General features: G+C 70.8%; 13 protein-coding genes. 1 reads left to right on the forward strand and 12 read right to left on the reverse strand.

What is annotated here, in order from left to right; all coding sequences use genetic code 11:
* Positions 1-3 precede the first annotated feature (3 nt).
* From R2E43_RS09840 to R2E43_RS09895, 12 genes are all read right to left on the reverse strand, one after another.
* A complete protein-coding gene (locus tag R2E43_RS09840; protein ID WP_003973265.1) occupies positions 4-489 on the reverse strand; it encodes an SRPBCC family protein in 486 nt (161 codons plus the stop codon).
* Positions 486-875: an ArsR/SmtB family transcription factor gene (locus R2E43_RS09845; protein ID WP_016327415.1), complete on the reverse strand. Its 390-nt coding sequence runs from the start codon at positions 873-875 to the stop codon at positions 486-488. The genes R2E43_RS09840 and R2E43_RS09845 overlap by 4 nt, the downstream gene beginning before the upstream one ends.
* Positions 876-915: 40 nt before the next feature.
* Positions 916-1,182, reverse strand: a complete 267-nt coding sequence (locus tag R2E43_RS09850) for a hypothetical protein (RefSeq protein WP_003973267.1) — start codon at positions 1,180-1,182, stop codon at positions 916-918.
* 6 nt (positions 1,183-1,188) lie between these two features.
* Positions 1,189-1,659, reverse strand: coding sequence for a Dps family protein (locus tag R2E43_RS09855; protein ID WP_003973268.1), 471 nt, complete (start codon positions 1,657-1,659; stop codon positions 1,189-1,191).
* Positions 1,660-1,863: 204 nt separating this feature from the next.
* Positions 1,864-2,244 (reverse strand): helix-turn-helix domain-containing protein, encoded by a 381-nt coding sequence (locus R2E43_RS09860; protein WP_003973269.1) that lies wholly within the window; start codon positions 2,242-2,244, stop codon positions 1,864-1,866.
* A 109-nt stretch (positions 2,245-2,353) separates the two neighbouring features.
* Entirely contained in the window at positions 2,354-2,899 is a 546-nt protein-coding gene (locus tag R2E43_RS09865) for a CinA family protein (RefSeq protein ID WP_011030436.1), read from the reverse strand.
* Entirely contained in the window at positions 2,896-3,687 is a 792-nt protein-coding gene (gene pgsA / locus R2E43_RS09870) for a CDP-diacylglycerol--glycerol-3-phosphate 3-phosphatidyltransferase (protein ID WP_003973271.1), read from the reverse strand. The genes R2E43_RS09865 and pgsA overlap by 4 nt, the downstream gene beginning before the upstream one ends.
* Positions 3,684-5,165, reverse strand: coding sequence for a 30S ribosomal protein S12 methylthiotransferase RimO (gene rimO, locus R2E43_RS09875; protein ID WP_003973272.1), 1,482 nt, complete (start codon positions 5,163-5,165; stop codon positions 3,684-3,686). The genes pgsA and rimO overlap by 4 nt, the downstream gene beginning before the upstream one ends.
* 91 nt (positions 5,166-5,256) lie before the next feature.
* The gene (locus tag R2E43_RS09880; protein ID WP_003973273.1) at positions 5,257-6,120 is read right to left on the reverse strand and encodes a helix-turn-helix domain-containing protein; all 864 of its coding nucleotides are present in this window, start codon (positions 6,118-6,120) and stop codon (positions 5,257-5,259) included.
* Positions 6,121-6,423: 303 nt separating this feature from the next.
* Complete coding sequence (locus R2E43_RS09885; protein ID WP_003973274.1) at positions 6,424-9,177, reverse strand: DNA translocase FtsK; 2,754 nt, start codon at positions 9,175-9,177, stop codon at positions 6,424-6,426.
* Between the two features lie 202 nt (positions 9,178-9,379).
* Positions 9,380-10,054 (reverse strand): response regulator, encoded by a 675-nt coding sequence (locus R2E43_RS09890; RefSeq protein ID WP_011030434.1) that lies wholly within the window; start codon positions 10,052-10,054, stop codon positions 9,380-9,382.
* Entirely contained in the window at positions 10,020-15,497 is a 5,478-nt protein-coding gene (locus tag R2E43_RS09895; RefSeq protein WP_332056124.1) for a HAMP domain-containing protein, read from the reverse strand. The genes R2E43_RS09890 and R2E43_RS09895 overlap by 35 nt, the downstream gene beginning before the upstream one ends.
* A gap of 408 nt (positions 15,498-15,905) precedes the next feature.
* Here R2E43_RS09895 and R2E43_RS09900 point away from each other — a divergent pair, with 408 nt between their 5' ends.
* Positions 15,906-18,656 carry a SpoIIE family protein phosphatase gene (locus R2E43_RS09900; protein WP_003973277.1) on the forward strand — a complete coding sequence of 917 codons (2,751 nt, stop codon included), beginning with the start codon at positions 15,906-15,908 and terminating at the stop codon, positions 18,654-18,656.
* Positions 18,657-18,701: the final 45 nt, after the last annotated feature.

An 18,701-nucleotide genomic window follows, 5' to 3' on the forward strand; every position in this document is an offset into this window, starting at 1 on the left:
GTCCTAGGCGGCGAGCAGAGCGTCCATCTGGCCGGCCGCCTCGCGCAGGCCCTCCGCCATGCCCATCGTCATGAGCTGCTCCATCTGCTCCCGGGTGTCGAAGACCGCCCGCATCTCCATGCGGGTGCCGCCGTCGCGCTCGGTGAGCGTCACCCGGTTCGCGGTCGTCGGCATCGCGGCGTTCGGCACCCCGTCCTCGTCGGCGAATCCGTCCGTGAACTCCAGCGACCTCGGGGCGTCGACCGTGGCCACCCGCCACCAGCCCCGGAACTTCTCGCCTTCCGGGCCGGTCATGAAGTACGTGACGTCTCCGCCCGGCGTCAGATCGTGCTCCTCCACCGTCGCCGGGTAGGCCGGCGGCCCCCACCAGCGCTCCAGCTGCCGGGGATCGGACCACAGCTGCCACACCCGTTCCACCGGAGCGGCGAAGTCGGCGACCAGGGTGAGGGTCAGGTTGTCGAGATCCTTGTCCAGGCTGGTGACACTCATCGGCTCTGTCCTTCCGTCGGTTGCCGCGCTGCGGATCCGGCCTCCGGCGCCTCGGCGAGCAGACCGGACATCCGCTCCACCCGTCCGCGCCAGGCGGCCTCCAGTTCGTCCAGGGCACGGCGGGCCCGGCCCAGGGCGTCGGGATCGGTCCGCACGAGCTGCTCCCGTCCGCAGCGCTCCTTGACCACGAGACCGGCCCGCTCCAGTACCGCGACGTGCTTCTGCACCGCGGCGAAGCTCATCGGATAGGCCTCGGCCAGCCGGGACACCGACAGGTCGTCCCGCACGCAGCGGCGCAGGATGTCGCGGCGGGTCAGGTCGGCCAGGGCCTGGAACAGGCGGTCCGTACCCGCTTCCGCCTCTTCGACCACTTCATCTACAACCATTTGGTTGTACGTTACGCCTCCAGGCACCCGCCGTAAAGGGTCAGCGCCCGTCCGGGAGGGTCGTGGCCGCTCCCCGCGTCCGCGCCCCGCGCAGGGCCCGTCGCCACCGTCCGGCTCCCAGCGCCCCGGCGGCCCGGCGCCGTGGCACACAGTGCACCGGCAGCACGCTCAGCCCCCAGCCGCCGACCGCGACCGCCCCTTCGAGGACCCCGGCGCCGGGCTCCAGCGCCAGGCGCAGCACGGCCCACCACCACAGCACGCCGAGGCCCAGCGCGGCCGCCCGGCGAGCCGTCCGCGCCGAGACCATCCCGCGTCATCCGTTTTCGGCCTGGAACATCCAGTGCTGCTTCTCGAGATCGGCCGTGATCTGGATGAAGATGTCCTGGCTCACGGGGTCGGGCTCACCGCTCGCCGCGATCCGCTCACGCATGCGCCCGATCACCGCGCCCAGTGCGTCCACGACGGTCTGGACGGCGGTGGTGTCGTCGACCCAGCCCTCGGGGGTCACGTCGATGCCGCTGCCGACGGCGACCGTCGCGGCCCGCCCGTCCGGGGAGACGCCGAGCGCCGAGGCACGTTCCGCCACCGTGTCCGAGTGCGTGCGGGCGGTGCCGACGAGTTCGTCCAGCTGGAGGTGTACGGAGCGGAAGCGCGGGCCGACCACGTTCCAGTGGATCTGCTTCGCCACCAGGGCCAGGTCGACCAGGTCGACGAGAGCGCCCTGCAACGCCTCGGAGACGGTCTTCAGGTCCGCGTCGGACAACGGGCTCTTCACGACGTACATCCACGCCTCCGTCGGTTCGCCCCCCGGCCATCTCCTTCCACGATGACCGCCCCCACACGGACCGGCAAACCGGCGGCGGCACCGCTGAGAGCCCTTCACACCCGCACGCCGGACACCTCCGGGCATGCGAAAACCCCGACCTCGTCGCTCCGGATCTCCGGAGCGCCCCTGGCCGGGGCCTCACACGCACACGTTCTCGGGCGCTCAGGCGGCGACGACGTCCACTGCCTCGGCGGGCGCCTTGATGGTCACCCGTTCCGGTGGCACACCGGTCACCGACACGGAACCCAGCATCGGACGCACCGGTGCCGGTACGGTCTCGCTGGGCGTCGCCGCGGCGGACCGGGCCAGCTCGGCAAGGGCGAGCTCGTCGCTCACTTCACGCATGAGCTCGGACATCCGTACGTCCAGCGCGTCGCAGATGGCGGAGAGCAGCTCGGAAGAAGCCTCCTTCTGCCCCCGCTCCACCTCGGAGAGATAGCCGAGTGAGACTCGGGCGGACGAGGAGACTTCGCGCAGAGTACGGCCCTGGCGTTGGCGCTGCCGACGCAGCACGTCACCCAGCAGGCGACGGAGCAGAATCATCGGTGGCTCCCTCCTCGGACCGTGTAACCGCATCCTTCACGCCCCACCGTACCGCCTCGCGCCGCGGCCGTGCGGGGAGCGATGTCGTGTTCACTCAGGGCTGCAAACATCAAAACCCCCCGTTCCGTTCCGTATCCTGTGCCCGCTCATTCCCGGTCTGTTCGCTCGCAAGCTCCCTCAAAAGAAGTGCGAGTACGCTCTGTACACTCTCCATACGAATTTCCGCGCGGTCGCCGTTCAACCGCAGCGCCTCCACTTTTCCGCCATCGGCGCAACCCTGCTCGGCCCTGAAGGGCCCGTCCACGGCGACGAAAACCGTCCCCACGGGCTGCCCGTCCTGCGGGTCCGGACCGGCGACGCCCGTCGTCGCGATGCCCCAGTCGGCGCCCAGCGCCGTGCGTACGCCTGCCGCCATCTGGGCGGCGACCTGCGCATCCACCGCTCCGCGCGCCGCGAGCAGCTCGCCGTCGACGCCGAGCAGCTCCCGCTTCAGCTCCGTCGCGTACGCGGTGACGGAGCCCCGGAAGGCCTTGGACGCCCCGGGGACCGCCGTGAGCGTGGCAGCGACCATGCCACCCGTCAGTGACTCGGCGACCGCGAGGGTCTCGCCCCTGACCGTGAGTAGTCGCACCACGTCGGCGGCCGTGGAACTCAAACTTCCGTCTCCTTCAACGCCGCTCTGCGTTCGGCGATTCCCCGGCGGCGCAGCACAATGGCCTGCTTCACATAGTCCAGGCCGGTCGCGACGGTCAGGACGACCGCCGCCGCCATCACCCAGAACCTCAGGGTGGCCAGGGGCCCCGTCAGCGCCAGGACGTACATGCCGACGGCGATGCCCTGGATGAGCGTCTTGAGCTTGCCGCCCCGGCTCGCGGGGATGACGCCGTACCGGATGACCACGAAACGCAGGACGGTGATCCCGAGTTCCCGGCCGAGGATGACGGCCGTCACCCACCACGGCAGGTCGCCGAGCGCGGACAGGCAGATGAGCGCCGCACCCATGATCGCCTTGTCGGCGATGGGATCGGCGATCTTCCCGAAGTCGGTGACGAGGTTGTAAGTGCGCGCCAGGTGACCGTCGAAGAGGTCGGTGATCATGGCGATGGCGAAGGCGGCCCAGGCGAAGGAGCGCCAGGCCGGGTCGTACCCGCCGTTGCCGAGCATGAGCGCGACGAAGGCCGGCACCAGGAGCAGCCGGAGCATCGTCAGCAGATTGGCGACGTTCCAGACACTCGCCTGGTTGACGGCGGCCGCCGCGATCTTGCCACCGCGCGCGCCGGCACCACCCTCGGTGGCCCCTCGCCGCTCTCCCGCATCCCGTTCCACGGCGCCCCCCGAAGTCGTGCGCCCGGCCGGTTCCTGTGCCGCGCCCGAGGCGCCGCGCGGGCCGGTCCGGCGCGCACTGGAGGAGCCGCCCGCCGCGGACGCCGGGACTCCGGTCATCTGCCGGCCTCCTCACTCCACTCGGGCGAGCCCAGCAGCGGTTCGGCCACCAGGTCGACACCCTCCGTACCGACCACCTTCGCGTCGACCATACGACCGACACTCAGGCCCGCGCCGCTCGTGAGCAGCACCTGGCCGTCCGTCTCCGGCGCCTGGTGCTCCGCGCGGCCGCGGACGCCGTCCCCCTCGCCGGCCGGGTCCACGGACTCGACGAGTACCCGCACGGTCGCCCCGACGCGCTCGTCGGCCCGCTGCGAGACCAGTTCCTCGGCCAGGCGGGAGACCCGTGCCAACCGCTCGGCGACGACGTCCTCGTCCAGCTTGTCGCCGTAGGTCGCCGCCTCGGTGCCCTCCTCGTCGGAGTAGCCGAAGACGCCGATGGCGTCGAGGCGGGCGTGGTTGAGGAACCGCTCCAGCTCGGCGAGGTCGGCCTCGGACTCGCCGGGGAAGCCGACGATGAAGTTGGAGCGCACGCCCGCCTCGGGCGCCTTGCTCCGGATGGTGTCGAGGAGCTCCAGGAAGCGGTCGGTGTCGCCGAAGCGGCGCATCGCGCGCAGCACGTTCGGCGCGGAGTGCTGGAAGGAGAGGTCGAAGTAGGGCGCGACCTTCTCGGTGGAGGTCAGCACGTCGATCAGGCCGGGGCGCATCTCGGCCGGCTGGAGGTAGCTGACCCGCACCCGCTCGATGCCGTCGACCTCGGCCAGGTTCGGCAGCAGCGACTCCAGGAGCCGGATGTCGCCGAGGTCCTTGCCGTAGGAGGTGTTGTTCTCGGAGACCAGCATGATCTCCTTGACGCCCTGCTCGGCCAGCCAGCGTGTCTCGTTCAGCACGTCGCTGGGGCGGCGCGAGATGAAGGAGCCGCGGAAGGACGGGATGGCGCAGAAGGAGCAGCGCCGGTCGCAGCCCGAGGCCAGCTTCACCGAGGCGACCGGGGAGCCGTCCAGCCGGCGGCGCAGCGGCGCGCGGGGCCCCGAGGCGGGGGCGACGCCCTCGGGCAGGTCGGTCGGGCCGTGTCCCGGCAGGGCGACCGCGGCACCGGCCTCCTGCCGCTCGGCGGGGCTGATCGGCAGCAGCTTGCGCCGGTCGCGCGGGGTGTGGGCGGCGTGGATGCCGCCGTTCAGGATGGTCTGCAGGCGGTCGGAGATGTCGGCGTAGTCGTCGAAGCCGAGGACGCCGTCGGCCTCCGGGAGGGCGTCGGCCAGCTCCTTGCCGTACCGCTCGGCCATGCAGCCCACCGCCACGACGGCCTGCGTTCTTCCGTGGCCCTTGAGGTCGTTGGCCTCCAGGAGGGCGTCCACGGAGTCCTTCTTGGCGGCCTCGACGAAGCCGCATGTGTTCACGACGGCGACGTCCGCTTCCTCGGCGTCGTCGACGAGCTTCCAGCCGTCCGCCTCCAGACGGCCTGCGAGCTCCTCCGAGTCCACCTCGTTACGGGCGCAGCCAAGGGTGACGAGTGCGACGGTACGGCTTTCAGGCATGGGCTCAAGACTACTTCGTCCCGCCGACGGCCCACGTCGACGGGGTTGGCCGATCCCGGCCGACCCCGCGTCGACGCGGTCCCCGCACCGCCTATCCGACCTGCGGGTCGCCCTTCGTGTACGTCAGGCGCTCGACGGCGCCGGGCCGGAAGTCGTCCTCGATCTTCTTGCCGTTGACGTAGAGCTGGATGGCTCCGGCGTCCCCGAGGACGAGTTTGACCTTCTCGTTGTCCTGGAAGGTCTTGGAGTCGCCCTGCTTGAGCAGTCCGTCGAAGAGCAGCCGGCCGTTGTGGTCCTGGGCGGAGATCCAGCTGCGGCCCTCGGTGGCGCTGACCTTGACGGTCACCTTGTCCGCGGGCGCGGCGGCGATGGCGCTGTCGCTCGGTTCCGGCTTGGGGTCGGCGGGCTTCTTGGGCTTGGCGCTCGACGAGGCGGACTCGCCGGACGAGGGCTGGGCCCCCTCGGCGACGCTCGCCTCGTTGCCGCCGTCGTCGCCGCCCTTGACGAACGTGAAGCCCACGAAGCCGATCACGGCGACGATCGCGGCGACCATGGCGGCGGTCCAGTTGGGTCCGCGCCGCTCGGGACGGATGCGCTCCGCCTCGAACAGGGGCGCGGCGGGGGTCGGCGCCGGGCGTCCGCCGTGCTCGGCGTCGAACCGCGCGAGCAGCTCGGCCGGGTCGAGCCCGACGGCCTTGGCCAGGGTGCGGATGTGCCCGCGCGCGTAGACGTCGCCGCCGCAGGGCGCGAAGTCGTCCGCCTCGATGGCGTGCACGATGGCGATGCGGACCCGGGTGGCGGTGGTGATGTCGTCGACGGTCAGCCCGGCGGCGATCCGGGCCTGCCTCAGGGCGTGGCCGACGGAGGGGCGGGCTTCCTCGGAAACGTCGTCAGGGGCGTCTTGGGACACGTCTTCGATCGGACGCTCGTCTTCAGGGGATTTGCCGTTGGACACGGGGGCGCCTTTCGAGCGTTTAGCCGCCTGTGCTGGGCGTTCAGTCTAGGGGGGGTGCAAACGGGTGGGGCAACCGGGCGGTACGACCTTTACGCCATCGGAATGGCCCGGCACCCCGATGGTGGACTACCTGTTTGTCACTTCCCTCAACTTGACGTAGGGCCTGGGGAAACGGTTGCTCAATGATCCCTAACGGGTGAGTCACGATCGGCCGCCCGGCCGTGGTGACGCCGCCCGGCCGTCGTGACCCTCCGTCGGCGAAACGTCGGCGGATCGTCGGCGGAACCCTTCTCCTACCCGCCCCTACCCTTCAGACTCCCCACGGATCACCGCGAGCACGCCGTCCAGCTCATCAGGCTTCACAAGAACGTCACGAGCCTTCGAACCCTCGCTCGGTCCGACGATGCTCCGCGACTCCATCAGGTCCATCAGCCGCCCGGCCTTCGCGAAGCCGACCCGCAGCTTGCGCTGGAGCATCGAGGTGGACCCGAACTGCGTGGAGACGACCAGCTCGGCCGCCTGGCACAGCAGGTCGAGGTCGTCGCCGATGTCCTCGTCGATCTCCTTCTTCTGCTTGGTGCCGACCGTGACGTCCTCGCGGAAGACCGGCGCCATCTGGTCCTTGCAGTGCTGGACGACGGTCGCGACCTCCTCCTCGGTCACGAACGCGCCCTGCATGCGGGTCGGCTTGTTCGCGCCCATCGGCAGGAAGAGTCCGTCGCCCTTGCCGATCAGCTTCTCGGCGCCGGGCTGGTCGAGGATGACCCGGGAGTCGGCGAGCGAGGAGGTGGCGAAGGCGAGCCTGGAGGGCACGTTGGCCTTGATCAGGCCGGTCACGACGTCCACGGAGGGCCGCTGGGTGGCGAGCACCAGGTGGATGCCGGCCGCGCGCGCGAGCTGCGTGATCCGCACGATCGCGTCCTCGACGTCGCGCGGGGCGACCATCATGAGGTCGGCCAGCTCGTCCACGATCACCAGCAGGTACGGGTACGGCTGGAGTTCGCGCTCGCTGCCCTCGGGCGGCTTGACCTTGCCCTCGCGCACCGCGCGGTTGAAGTCGTCGATGTGCCGGTAGCCGTAGGCGGCGAGATCGTCGTAGCGCAGGTCCATCTCGCGCACGACCCACTGGAGCGCTTCGGCGGCCCGCTTCGGGTTGGTGATGATCGGCGTGATCAGGTGCGGGATGCCCTCGTACGCGGTCAGCTCGACGCGCTTGGGGTCGACCAGGATCATCCGGACGTCCTCCGGGGTCGCCCGCATCATGATCGAGGTGATCAGGCAGTTGATGCAGGACGACTTGCCGGAGCCGGTGGCACCGGCGACCAGCATGTGCGGCATCTTCGCCAGCGAGTGCATGACGTAGCCGCCCTCGACGTCCTTGCCGAAGGCGACCAGCATCGGGTCGTCGTCCTCGGCGGACTCCGCGAGCCGCAGCACGTCGCCGAGGTTGACCATCTCCCGGTCGGTGTTGGGGATCTCGATGCCGACCGCGGACTTGCCGGGGATCGGGCTGATGATCCGCACGTCGGGGCTGGCGACGGCGTAGGCGATGTTCTTGGTCAGCGCGGTGATCCGCTCGACCTTCACGGCGGGGCCCAGCTCGACCTCGTAGCGCGTGACCGTCGGGCCGCGGGTGAAGCCGGTGACGGCGGCGTCGACCTTGAACTCGGTGAAGACGGTGGTCAGCGAGGCGACTATGGCGTCGTTGGCCGCGCTGCGCGCCTTGCCGGGTCCGCCGCGCGTGAGGGAGTCGAGGGACGGCAGGGAATAGGTGATGTCGCCGGAGAGCTGGAGCTGCTCGGCGCGCGGCGGCAGGTCCCGCTCCTTGGGCAGCGGCGTCTTGGTGAGGTCGGGGACCGCGCCGCCCGCCGGTTCCCCTCCGGCCGCCTTCGTGGCGTCCTTCTTGAGCTTGCCCGGCTGCGGCCGCGCGGCCGGCACCGGCGTGGGCGTCGGGGTCGTGGACTCGCGGTCCCCGGTGCTCACGCCCTGGGTGAGGTCGGCGACCAGCGGCGAGGGCGGCATCCCGTGCAGTACGGCGCCGTCGAGCGCGGCGGCGGCAGCGGCGGCGACGTCCACGGCGTCCATCGGACGGTTCATCTCGGGCTGCGGCACGGCGGACCGCCGGGGCCTGCCGCGGCGCCGGCTGAGTGCCTCCTGCTCGGCCGCGTCGGGGTCGTACGGCTCGGCGGCGGCCGGTTGGGCGCGCTTGCGGGGGCGGGCGGGCAGCGCCTCGCGCCACTGCTCGTCGTAGCGCTCGTCGTCGTTCGTGAACTCGTCCGTCTCCGGGGCGTGGACCACGCCGAGCCGCACCCCGAGCTGCCGCAGCCGCTGCGGGATGGCGTTGACCGGGGTGGCCGTGACGACGAGCAGCCCGAAGACGGTGAGCAGCACGAGCAGCGGCACGGCCAGCACGTCGGTCATCGTGTACGACAGCGGGGTGGCCGCGCCCCAGCCGATGAGGCCGCCGGCGTCCCGTATGGCCTGCATGCCCTCGCTGCGGGCCGGTGAGCCGCAGGCGATGTGCACCTGGCCGAGCACGCCGATGACGAGCGCGGACAGGCCGATCACGATCCGCCCGTTGGCCTCGGGCTTCTCGGGGTGCCGGATGAGGCGTACGGCGATGGCGCCGAGCAGGATCGGCACGAGCAGGTCCAGCCGGCCGAAGGCGCCGGTCACGAGGATCTCGACGAGGTCGCCGACGGGGCCCTTGAGGTCGGCCCAGGTGCCCGCGGCGACGATCAGCGCGACGCCGAGCAGCAGCAGGGCGACGCCGTCCTTGCGGTGGGCCGGGTCGAGGTTCTTGGCGCCCTGCCCTATGCCGCGGAAGACGGCGCCCACTCCGTGCGCGAGGCCCAGCCAGAGCGCGCGCACCAGCCGGTACACGCCGTTGGTGGGGTTCGGAGCCGGTTGGGGCGCGGGCTTCCTCGCCGCGGCCTTCTTGGCGGGCGCCCTTTTCGCGGGTGCCTTCTTCGCGGCGGCCTTCTTGACCGGACCCTTCGCGGGAGCGGCCGCCTTCTTCGCGGGCTGCTTCTTGGCTGCGGAGGGACGTGAGGCCATGGGTGTGAGGTTACCGGGGGAGACGGCGGTCGACACGTGTGCCTACCGCTTCACCCGTTCGTGTCGCCCCTCCATGGGGGCGGAACTGACGCGTCCGGTACAGCCTCTGACAAGTCCTCACAGACCCTCCCAGAGTCCACTTCACGGACGGCCGCGGAGGCCGCCGCGACGAGCCTCACGGGCGGCAGGGGCACTCCCGACGTCAGTTGACGGCGGCCTGACCGCCGGACGAGCCCGGCTCCAGGGCGTCCAGCGCCCGCCGCAACCCGGTGAGCTTGCGCTCCAGATGGGCGGCCGTCGCCACCGCGGCCGCGTCCGTCGACTCGTCGCCGAGCTGCTTGGACAGCGCCTCCGCCTGCTCCTCCACGGCCGCCAGCCGCGCCGACAGCTCGGCGAGCAGCCCCGCCGGCTCCTTGGCCTCGCCGACGGCGGCCTTGCCGTTGCCCTCCAACTGGAGGCGCAGCAAGGCCGCCTGTTCACGCAGCTGGCAGTTCTTCATGTACAGCTCGACGAAGACCGAGACCTTGGCGCGCAGCACCCAGGGGTCGAACGGCTTGGAGATGTAGTCCACCGCGCCTGCCGCGTACCCGCGGAAGGTGTGGTGCGGTCCGTGGTTGATCGCCGTGAGGAAGATGATCGGGATGTCCCGGGTCCGCTCCCGGCGCTTGATGTGCGCGGCGGTTTCGAATCCGTCCATGCCCGGCATCTGGACGTCCAGCAGAATGACCGCGAAGTCGTCCGTGAGCAGTGCTTTGAGCGCTTCCTCCCCGGACGATGCCCGCACCAGCGTCTGATCGAGCGCCGAGAGGATCGCCTCCAGCGCAAGCAGATTCTCCGGCCGGTCATCGACCAGGAGGATCTTGGCCTTCTGCACCATGGCCCGCCCTCCTCGCCCCGTAGTCGGAGGCGCCCGACTCGATCGCCTTCTCCCGGTCGCCCTTCATCGCCTTCGCGGTCAGCGCGATGATCGGCAGCCCGGCGAACTGGGGCATCCTGCGGATCGCCGTGGTCGTCGCGTATCCGTCCATCTCGGGCATCATGATGTCCATCAGGACGACGGCCACGTCCTCGTGCTGCTCCAGCACCTCGATGCCCTCGCGCCCGTTCTCGGCGTACAGCACGGACAGTCCGTGCTGCTCCAGGACGCTGGTGAGGGCGAAGACGTTGCGGATGTCGTCGTCGACGATCAGCACCTTCTGCCCGCCGAACCGGATCCCCCGATGCGCCTGCGGCACCGCCTCCTGCCCGGCACCCGGCTGCCGCTCCCGCACCTCGGGCCGGCCCTCGGTGTCCGCGGACGACTTGCGACGGCGCCGGAACAGCGCGGCCGCGCCGTTCTGCGCGTCCTGGTACGACTTCACCTCGGCCGGCGTCTCGGCCTCGGCACCCGGCAGCTCGGCCACGGCACCCGAGGACGCCGGCAGCTCACCGGCCTCCACGGACGGCAGCGGCTGCTGGTAGCCGTGCGGAGGCAGCTCGCTCGGGTGCAGCGGCAGGTAGAGCGTGAACGTCGAGCCGCGGCCCGGCTCGCTCTGGGCATGGATCTCGCCGCCGAGCAGCTGCGCGATCTCCCGCGAGATGGACAGCCCGAGGCCCGTACCGCCGTACTTGCGACTCGTGGTGCCGTCGGCCTGCTTGAACGCCTCGAAGATCACCTGCATCTTGCTGGCCGCGATCCCGATACCCGTGTCGCTCACGGAGAACGCGATCAGCTCGGCGTCCGGGTCGTTCATCGAACCGGCCTCCAGCAACTGCTCCCGGATGGCCGTCGGAACCTCGTCCCGGGCCGGCCGGATGACCAGCTCGACGGAGCCCGAGTCGGTGAACTTCACCGCGTTGGACAGCAGGTTGCGCAGCACCTGGAGCAGCCGCTGCTCGTCGGTGTGCATGGTGGCGGGCAGCCCGGGCGACACCCGCACCGACAGGTCCAGGCCCTTCTCCGCGCTCAGCGGCCGGAAGGTCGCCTCCACGTAGTCCACGAGCTGGACGAGCGCGATGCGCGTCGGGGAGACGTCCATCTTCCCCGCGTCGACCTTCGACAGGTCGAGGATGTCGTTGATGAGCTGGAGCAGGTCGGAGCCCGCGCCGTGGATCGTCTCGGCGAACTCGACCTGCTTCGGGGTCAGGTTCGCGTCGGCGTTGTCCGCGAGCAACTTGGCAAGAATCAGCAGCGAGTTGAGCGGAGTACGCAGCTCGTGCGACATGTTGGCCAGGAACTCGCTCTTGTACCGCATCGAAACCGCGAGCTGCTCGGCACGCTCCTCCAAAACCTGCCGCGCCTCCTCGATCTCGGTGTTCTTCACCTCGATGTCGCGGTTCTGCTGCGCCAGCAGCTCGGCCTTCTCCTCCAGTTCGGCGTTGGACGACTGGAGCGCCTTCTGCCGCTGCTCCAACTCCTCCGACCGCTCGCGCAGTTGCTCGGTCAGCTCCTGCGACTGGCTCAGCAGCACCTCCGTCTTGGTGTTCACGGAGATGGTGTTGACGCTGGTCGCGATCATCTCGGCGATCTGGTTCAGGAAGTCCTTCTGGATGTGCGTGAACGGCGTGAACGACGCCAGCTCGATGACGCCGAGCACCTGCCCCTCGAACAGCACCGGCAGCACGATCACCTGCGCGGGCGGTGCCTCACCGAGCCCGGAGGAGATCTTCAGGTAGCCGCTCGGCGCGTTCTCCACGAGGATCGTGCGCTTCTCCTGGGCGGCCGTGCCGACCAGCGCCTCCCCCGGCCGGAACGAGGTGGGCATGGACCCCATCGAGTATCCGTACGACCCCAGCATGCGCAGCTCGTACGCGTCGCCCTCGGCGCCCGCCTGCTCCTGCCCGTCGACCAGGGGCATCGCCAGGAAGAACGCCCCGTGCTGGGCGGAGACCACCGGGGTCAGCTCGCTCATGATCAGCGAGGCCACGTCCTGGAGGTCGCGGCGGCCCTGCATCAGACCGGAGATCCGGGCCAGATTGCCCTTGAGCCAGTCCTGCTCCTTGTTGGCGATCGTGGTGTCGCGCAGGTTGGCGATCATCTTGTTGATGTAGTCCTGCAGCTCCGAGATCTCGCCGGAGGCGTCCACGTCGATCTTCAGGTTCAGGTCGCCGCGGGTCACCGCGGTCGCCACGCGCGCGATGGCCCGCACCTGCCGGGTGAGGTTCCCGGCCATCTCGTTCACGGACTCCGTCAGGTCGCGCCAGGTCCCGTCGACGTCCCGCACGCGTGCCTGACCGCCGAGCTGCCCCTCCGTGCCCACCTCGCGGGCGACGCGGGTGACCTCCTCGGCGAAGGAGGAGAGCTGGTCGACCATGGTGTTGATGGTCGTCTTCAGCTCCAGGATCTCGCCGCGCGCGTCGATGTCGATCTTCTTGGTCAGGTCGCCCTTCGCGATCGCCGTGGTGACCATGGCGATGTTGCGCACCTGACCGGTCAGGTTCGACGCCATCTGGTTCACCGACTCGGTGAGGTCCTTCCACGTCCCCGACACGCCCGGCACCTGTGCCTGGCCGCCCAGGATGCCGTCGGTGCCCACCTCGCGGGCCACCTTGGTCACCTGGTCGGCGAAGGACCGCAGCGTCCGCACCATGGTGTTGAAGGTGTCGGCGAGCTGCGCGACCTCGCCTCGCGCCTCGATCGTCACCGTCCGCGTCAGGTCGCCGTTGGCGACGGCCGCGGCCACCTGGGAGATGTTCCGCACCTGGACCGTGAGGTTCTTGGCCATCAGGTTGACGTTGTCGTTGAGGTCCTTCCAGATGCCCACGACGCCGGGCACGCTCGCCTGGCCGCCGAGGATGCCCTCCGTACCCACCTCGCGGGCCACCCGCGTGACCTGCTCGGCGAAGGACGACAGCTGGTCCACCATCGTGTTGACGGTGGTGACCAGTTCGAGGATCTCGCCCTTGGCGTCGACGGTGATCTTCTTCGACAGGTCGCCCTTGGCGACGGCCGTCGTCACCTCGGCGATGTTGCGCACCTGCATGGTCAGGTTGTTGGCCATGCCGTTCACGGACTGCGTGAGGTCCTTCCAGGTGCCGGAGACGCCCTGCACCTCCGCCTGGCCGCCGAGGATGCCCTCGGTGCCCACCTCGCGCGCGACACGCGTGACCTCCTGGGCGAACGACGACAGCTGGTCCACCATCGTGTTCAGGGTGTTCTTCAGCTCCAGGATCTCCCCGCGCGCATCCACGGTGATCTTCTGGGACAGGTCGCCGCGAGCCACCGCGGTCGCGACCTGCGCGATGTTGCGGACCTGCGCGGTGAGATTGCCGGCCATGCCGTTCACCGAGTCGGTCAGGTCCCGCCACACACCGGCGACCCCGGGCACCTGCGCCTGACCGCCGAGACGACCCTCGGTACCCACCTCGCGGGCCACGCGCGTGACCTGCTCCGCGAACGACGACAGCTGGTCGACCATCGTGTTGATGGTGTTCTTCAGCTCCAGGATCTCGCCGCGCGCGTCCACGTCGATCTTCTGGGACAGGTCACCGCGCGCCACGGCCGTCGTCACCTGCGCGATGTTGCGCACCTGCGAGGTCAGATTGCCGGCCATGGAGTTGACGGAGTCCGTCAGCTCCTTCCAGGTCCCCGACACGCCGTCGACCCGCGCCTGGCCGCCCAGGCGGCCCTCCGTGCCCACGTCCCGGGCCATCCGCGTCACCTGGTCGGCGAAGCTGGAGAGCTGGTCCACCATCGTGTTCACGGTGTTCTTCAGCTGGAGCATCTCGCCGGAGACGTCCACGGTGACCTTCTGCGACAGGTCGCCGTTGGCCACTGCTGTCGTCACCTGGGCGATGTTGCGCACCTGACCGGTGAGGTTGCGGAACGCGGTGTTGACGGAGTCCGTCAGGTCTTTCCACGTCCCCGCCGCCCCCGGCACCTGCGCCTGACCGCCCAGCTCGCCCTCGACACCGACCTCGCGGGCCACCCGCGTGACCTCGGCACCGAAGGCGGAGAGCTGGTCCACCATCGTGTTGACGGTGTTCTTCAGCTCCAGCATCTCGCCGGCCACGTCCACGGTGACCTTCTGCGACAGGTCGCCGCTGGCCACGGCCGTCGTCACGGCGGCGATGTCCCGCACCTGCGTGGTCAGGTTCCGGAAGACGGTGTTGACGGAGTCCGTCAGGTCCTTCCAGATGCCGGCCGCGCCCGGCACGTTCGCCTGCCCGCCGAGCTGCCCCTCGCCGCCCGTCTCGTTCGCCACGCGCGTGACCTCGTCCGCGAAGATCCGCAGCGTCTCGGTCATCTGGTTGATCGTCTCGGCAAGCTGCGCGACCTCGCCGCGGGCCGGCACCGTCACCTTCTTCGACAGGTCGCCGTTGGCGACCGCCGTCGTCACGTGCGAGATCTCCCGCACCTGGGCCGTCAGGTTCCCGGCCATGGTGTTGACGGAGTCGGTCAGCTCCTTCCACACCCCGGCCACGCCCGGCACCTGCGCCTGCCCGCCCAGGGCGCCCTCGGTGCCCACCTCGCGGGCGACGCGCGTCACCTCGGACGAGAACGCGGAGAGCTGGTCCACCATCGTGTTGACGGTGTTCTTCAGCTCCAGCATCTCGCCGGCCACGTGCACCGTGACCTTCCGGGACAGGTCGCCCTTGGCCACCGCCGTCGTGACCAGCGCGATGTCCCGCACCTGGGCGGTGAGCCGGTACGCCATCGTGTTGACGGAGTCCGTCAGGTCCTTCCACGAACCGGACATTCCGCGCACCCGGGCCTGACCGCCCAGCTTGCCCTCGGTGCCGACCTCGCTGGCCACCCGCGTGACCTCGTCCGTGAACGTCGACAACTGGTCGACCAGGTTGTTCACGGTCCGGCCGACCTTCAGGAACTCACCGCGCAGCGGCTGCCCGGTGCCCTCGTCGTTCTGCGTGCGCAGCTCCATGCGCGGCGACAGGTCGCCGTCCGCCACCGCCGACAGCACCCGGCTGACCTCGGAGACGGGCCGTACGAGGTCGTCCACCAGCGCGTTCGAGTGGTCGATCGCGGCCGCCCAGGACCCCTCGCAGGCGCCGGTCTCCAGCCGCTCCGTGAGTTTTCCCTCACGCCCGACCACGCGCCGCACCCGCGCCAGCTCGCCCGTGAGGTGCAGATTGCGATCGGCCACCTCGTTGAAGACCGCCGCGATCTCCGACATCACGCCGTCGCCGGACACCGTGAGCCGCCTGCGGAAGTTCCCCTCGCGCATGGACACCAGCGCCGCGAGCAGCCGGTTCAGTGCGGCCGTGTCCACCGTCGTACTGCCGCTCCGCGCGCCGCCACCCCGCGATTTGCCCTGGTTACTCAGGGACTGTCCGCCTTTCGCGCGCGTCTTCGTGGCCCGCGTCGCTGCGCCAGACTCCACTGTGTCCCTCCCGCAGGGGTCGACCGATACCGCTGTGCCCGGCCGCCCACACTCGGCGGACCGGTTCCTGCCGCTTACTTCCCGTACTGCCGGTACTTCCGTACTGCCGGGTGATCCGGGCCGGCGCGCCGGACCGCTTCCAGGGCTGCTGCCCACCCGACTCGGCGCGCATTCACCTGCCCGTACCTTCATCAGCAGCTTGCCCAGTGTTTCACCCCGGCCGAACCAGGCCATAACAGTTCGGCAGCTTCGCACATCGTCCGCACACCCTCTGGGCGGAAACACTGCAGACCGGCATCCGGATGGACGGCGAAGGTAAGTAACCTTGCATACGGCTGTCCAGCCAAACCGGTCCGTCCGGTCTGGGCGGTGGCACGGAGACGAGCGGGCATCGGAGGGGCGGCCGGAATGACCACCGGACTGATCCCGGGGGAGCAGCCCCCGGATCCCGGGCCGACGGGTGGGCTGCCGCAGCAGCGGCACGAGCCGGTCGGCCATGAGGCCGTGCACGGGGAGAGAGGGTCGAGGAGTTCTGTGATCACCGCGCGCGCGGCCGCCAGCTTCGAGCCCGTCGGACGATCCGTGGCGAGCGCCCGGTCCTTCGTCCGCGACACGCTCCAGGGCTGGGGCCATGCGGACATCGTCGACGACGCCGTGGTGCTCACCAGCGAACTGGTGACCAATGCCGTGGTCCACGCCGGCACGACCGCCGACGTCGTGTGCCTGCGCAGCGACGACGGCGTACGGATCGAGGTCGCCGACCACTACCCGGAGCGCGAGGTCCCCCTCCAGGGCTCCCCCGCCAACATGGGCAGCCTCGACCGCGAGGGCGGCCGCGGCCTCCAGCTGTGCGCGGCCCTGGCCGACCGCTGGGGCGTGGAGTACACGCCCACACTGAAGAACGTCTGGTTCCACCTCCATCTGCCCGAGCGTCCGGTCGGCACCCGCGCCGCCGGTCCCTCCCTCCCGGCCGCCCTGCTGCCGCTCGCCGACGGCCGGGTCCGCGTCGCCGTCGTCCAGATCGACCGCACCGGCGCCGTCGCGTCGTGGAACGAGGACGCCGAGGACCTCTTCGGCTACTCCGCCGACCAGGTCACCGGCAAACCGCTCACCGACCTCGCCGCCTGGCCGCACACCCCCGGCACGAGCACCGGCATCGCCGAGGCGCTCCAGCTCTCCCGCTGGGAGGGCAGCTACGGCATGCGCGGCGCCAACGGCCGGGTGACCCCGGTCTACGCCTCCCACCTGCGCGTCCGCGACGCCGACGGCGAGCCCTCCACGGTCTGCCTCCTCGTGCGCGACCACGAACGCGCGGTGCTGCAGACCCCGTTGCGGGGGCCGGCCGCCGACTCCCCGTCCTCCGAGGGCCAGAGCACGGACCCCTTCGAGGTGTTCATCGGCTCCCCCGCCCCGGACGATCTCGACGGCCTCCTCCAGCGCACGGTCGAGCGCGCCCGCGACATGCTCGACGCCGACGCCGCCTTCCTGCTCCTGGCGACCGACGACGAAACGGAGTTGGAGGTCCGCGCCTCCACCGGCCTGCCCTCCGCCCGCCAGCGCTTCGCCCGCGTCCCCGTCGAGGCCGGGCCGGGCCGCTACGGCTCGGCGCGCATGCCCGCCGTCCACGACGACCTGGAGGCCGTCCCCGGCGCGGTCCCGCTGCTCAACAGCACGGGCATGCGCTCGGTCGTCACCGTCCCGCTCAAGGTCGAGGGCCGCCTCACCGGCTCGCTCGGCGTCGCGGCCGAGGCCGCCGGCCGGTACTCCAACGAGGAGGCGCTGCGCCTCCAGTTCGCGGCCGACCGCATCGCGCTGGCCGTCGAGTCGGCGCGCCTCGGCGAGCTGGAGCGGCTGCGCCGCGGCTCGCTCAGCTTCCTCGTCGAGGCCTCCGACCTGCTCGCAGGCACCCTCGACCGCGACCAGACGCTGGCCCTGATGGCCCAGATGACGGTCCCGACCCTGGCCACCTGGTGCGCCGTCTACACGATCGCCGACCAGGCCTCGGACCCGTACCTCTCCTACGTCCTGCACGAGGACGAGGAGCTCATCGACGGCATCAAGTCCCTGCTGTCGAAGATCGCCCCGCCCGACCCGGTACCCACCCCGGGCGCCCGCGTCTGGACGGCCCCCGCCGAGATGGCCCACAAGGCGGCGCTGCGCACCTCCATGCGCGACCTCGGCCTCAGCGGCGGTCCGACCCCGCAGCTGAGCACCGGCATCGGTCCGACCCTCGCCACCGCCTCCGCCGTCGGCGGCGAGACCGTCGTCCTGCCCCTGGTCGCCCGCAATCGCGTCATCGGCATGCTCACCCTCGGCAAGCCCACCGACGACCACTTCCGCCAGGAGATCCTCGAACTCGCCGAGGACCTGTCCCGCCGCGCCGCCCTGGCCCTGGACAACGCCCGGCTGTACTCGGAGCGCACGGCCATCAGCCAGTCCCTCCAGCGCAGCCTGCTGCCCCCCGAGCTGCCCGTCATCGACGGCGTCGAGGTCGAGGTCATCTACCGCGCAGCCGGCGAGGGCAACGAGGTCGGCGGCGACTTCTACGATCTCTTCCCCATCAGCGACGACGCGTACGGCTTCGCCATCGGCGACGTCTGCGGTACGGGACCCAACGCGGCCGCGGTCACCGGCCTCGCCCGGCACGCCCTGCGTCTGCTGGCGCGGGAGGGTCTGAGCGGCCCGGCGGTCCTGGAGCGCCTCAACTCCGCCATCCTCGACGAGGGCGCCCGCAGCCGCTTCCTCACCCTGCTGTACGGCGAGATGCGCCCGCAGCAGGACGGCAGCGCTGAACTCAAGGTGGTCTGCGCCGGCCACCCGCTCCCCCTGCGCCTCCGCCAGGACGGCACGGTCGAGCCTGCCGCCGAACCCCAGCCCCTCCTCGGCGTCATCGAGGACCTGGAGCTGTACGAGCAGACGGTCACCCTCGATCCGGGCGACGTCCTGCTCTGCGTCACGGACGGCGTCACCGAACGCCGCGAAGGCGCCCGCATGCTGGGCGACGACGGCCTCGCCGACGTCCTCACGACCTGCACGGGCCTGACGGCCGGCGCGGTGGCCGCCCGCATCATGCGCGCGGTGGAGCGTTTCGCCTCCGACGCCCCGTCCGACGACATGGCGATCCTCGCGATGCGCGTCCCGGAGCCCCACACGGACTGACCAGAGCATGCGAAAGGCCCCGCCCGGATGGGCGGGGCCTTTGTG

This window comes from Streptomyces violaceoruber (assembly GCF_033406955.1).
In the GTDB taxonomy this organism is placed as follows: Bacteria; Actinomycetota; Actinomycetes; order Streptomycetales; family Streptomycetaceae; genus Streptomyces; species Streptomyces violaceoruber.

What these genes read in the sequence shown, in the direction of transcription:
- R2E43_RS09840 (WP_003973265.1), bottom strand. Translation starts at nt 489, where the DNA reads ATGAGTGTCACCAGCCTGGACAAGGATCTCGACAACCTGACCCTCACC.
- pgsA (WP_003973271.1), bottom strand. Translation starts at nt 3,687, where the DNA reads ATGACCGGAGTCCCGGCGTCCGCGGCGGGCGGCTCCTCCAGTGCGCGC.
- R2E43_RS09890 (WP_011030434.1), bottom strand. Translation starts at nt 10,054, where the DNA reads ATGGTGCAGAAGGCCAAGATCCTCCTGGTCGATGACCGGCCGGAGAAT.
- R2E43_RS09885 (WP_003973274.1), bottom strand. Translation starts at nt 9,177, where the DNA reads ATGGCCTCACGTCCCTCCGCAGCCAAGAAGCAGCCCGCGAAGAAGGCG.
- R2E43_RS09855 (WP_003973268.1), bottom strand. Translation starts at nt 1,659, where the DNA reads ATGTACGTCGTGAAGAGCCCGTTGTCCGACGCGGACCTGAAGACCGTC.
- R2E43_RS09900 (WP_003973277.1), top strand. Translation starts at nt 15,906, where the DNA reads ATGACCACCGGACTGATCCCGGGGGAGCAGCCCCCGGATCCCGGGCCG.
- R2E43_RS09845 (WP_016327415.1), bottom strand. Translation starts at nt 875, where the DNA reads ATGGTTGTAGATGAAGTGGTCGAAGAGGCGGAAGCGGGTACGGACCGC.
- R2E43_RS09860 (WP_003973269.1), bottom strand. Translation starts at nt 2,244, where the DNA reads ATGATTCTGCTCCGTCGCCTGCTGGGTGACGTGCTGCGTCGGCAGCGC.
- rimO (WP_003973272.1), bottom strand. Translation starts at nt 5,165, where the DNA reads ATGCCTGAAAGCCGTACCGTCGCACTCGTCACCCTTGGCTGCGCCCGT.
- R2E43_RS09850 (WP_003973267.1), bottom strand. Translation starts at nt 1,182, where the DNA reads ATGGTCTCGGCGCGGACGGCTCGCCGGGCGGCCGCGCTGGGCCTCGGC.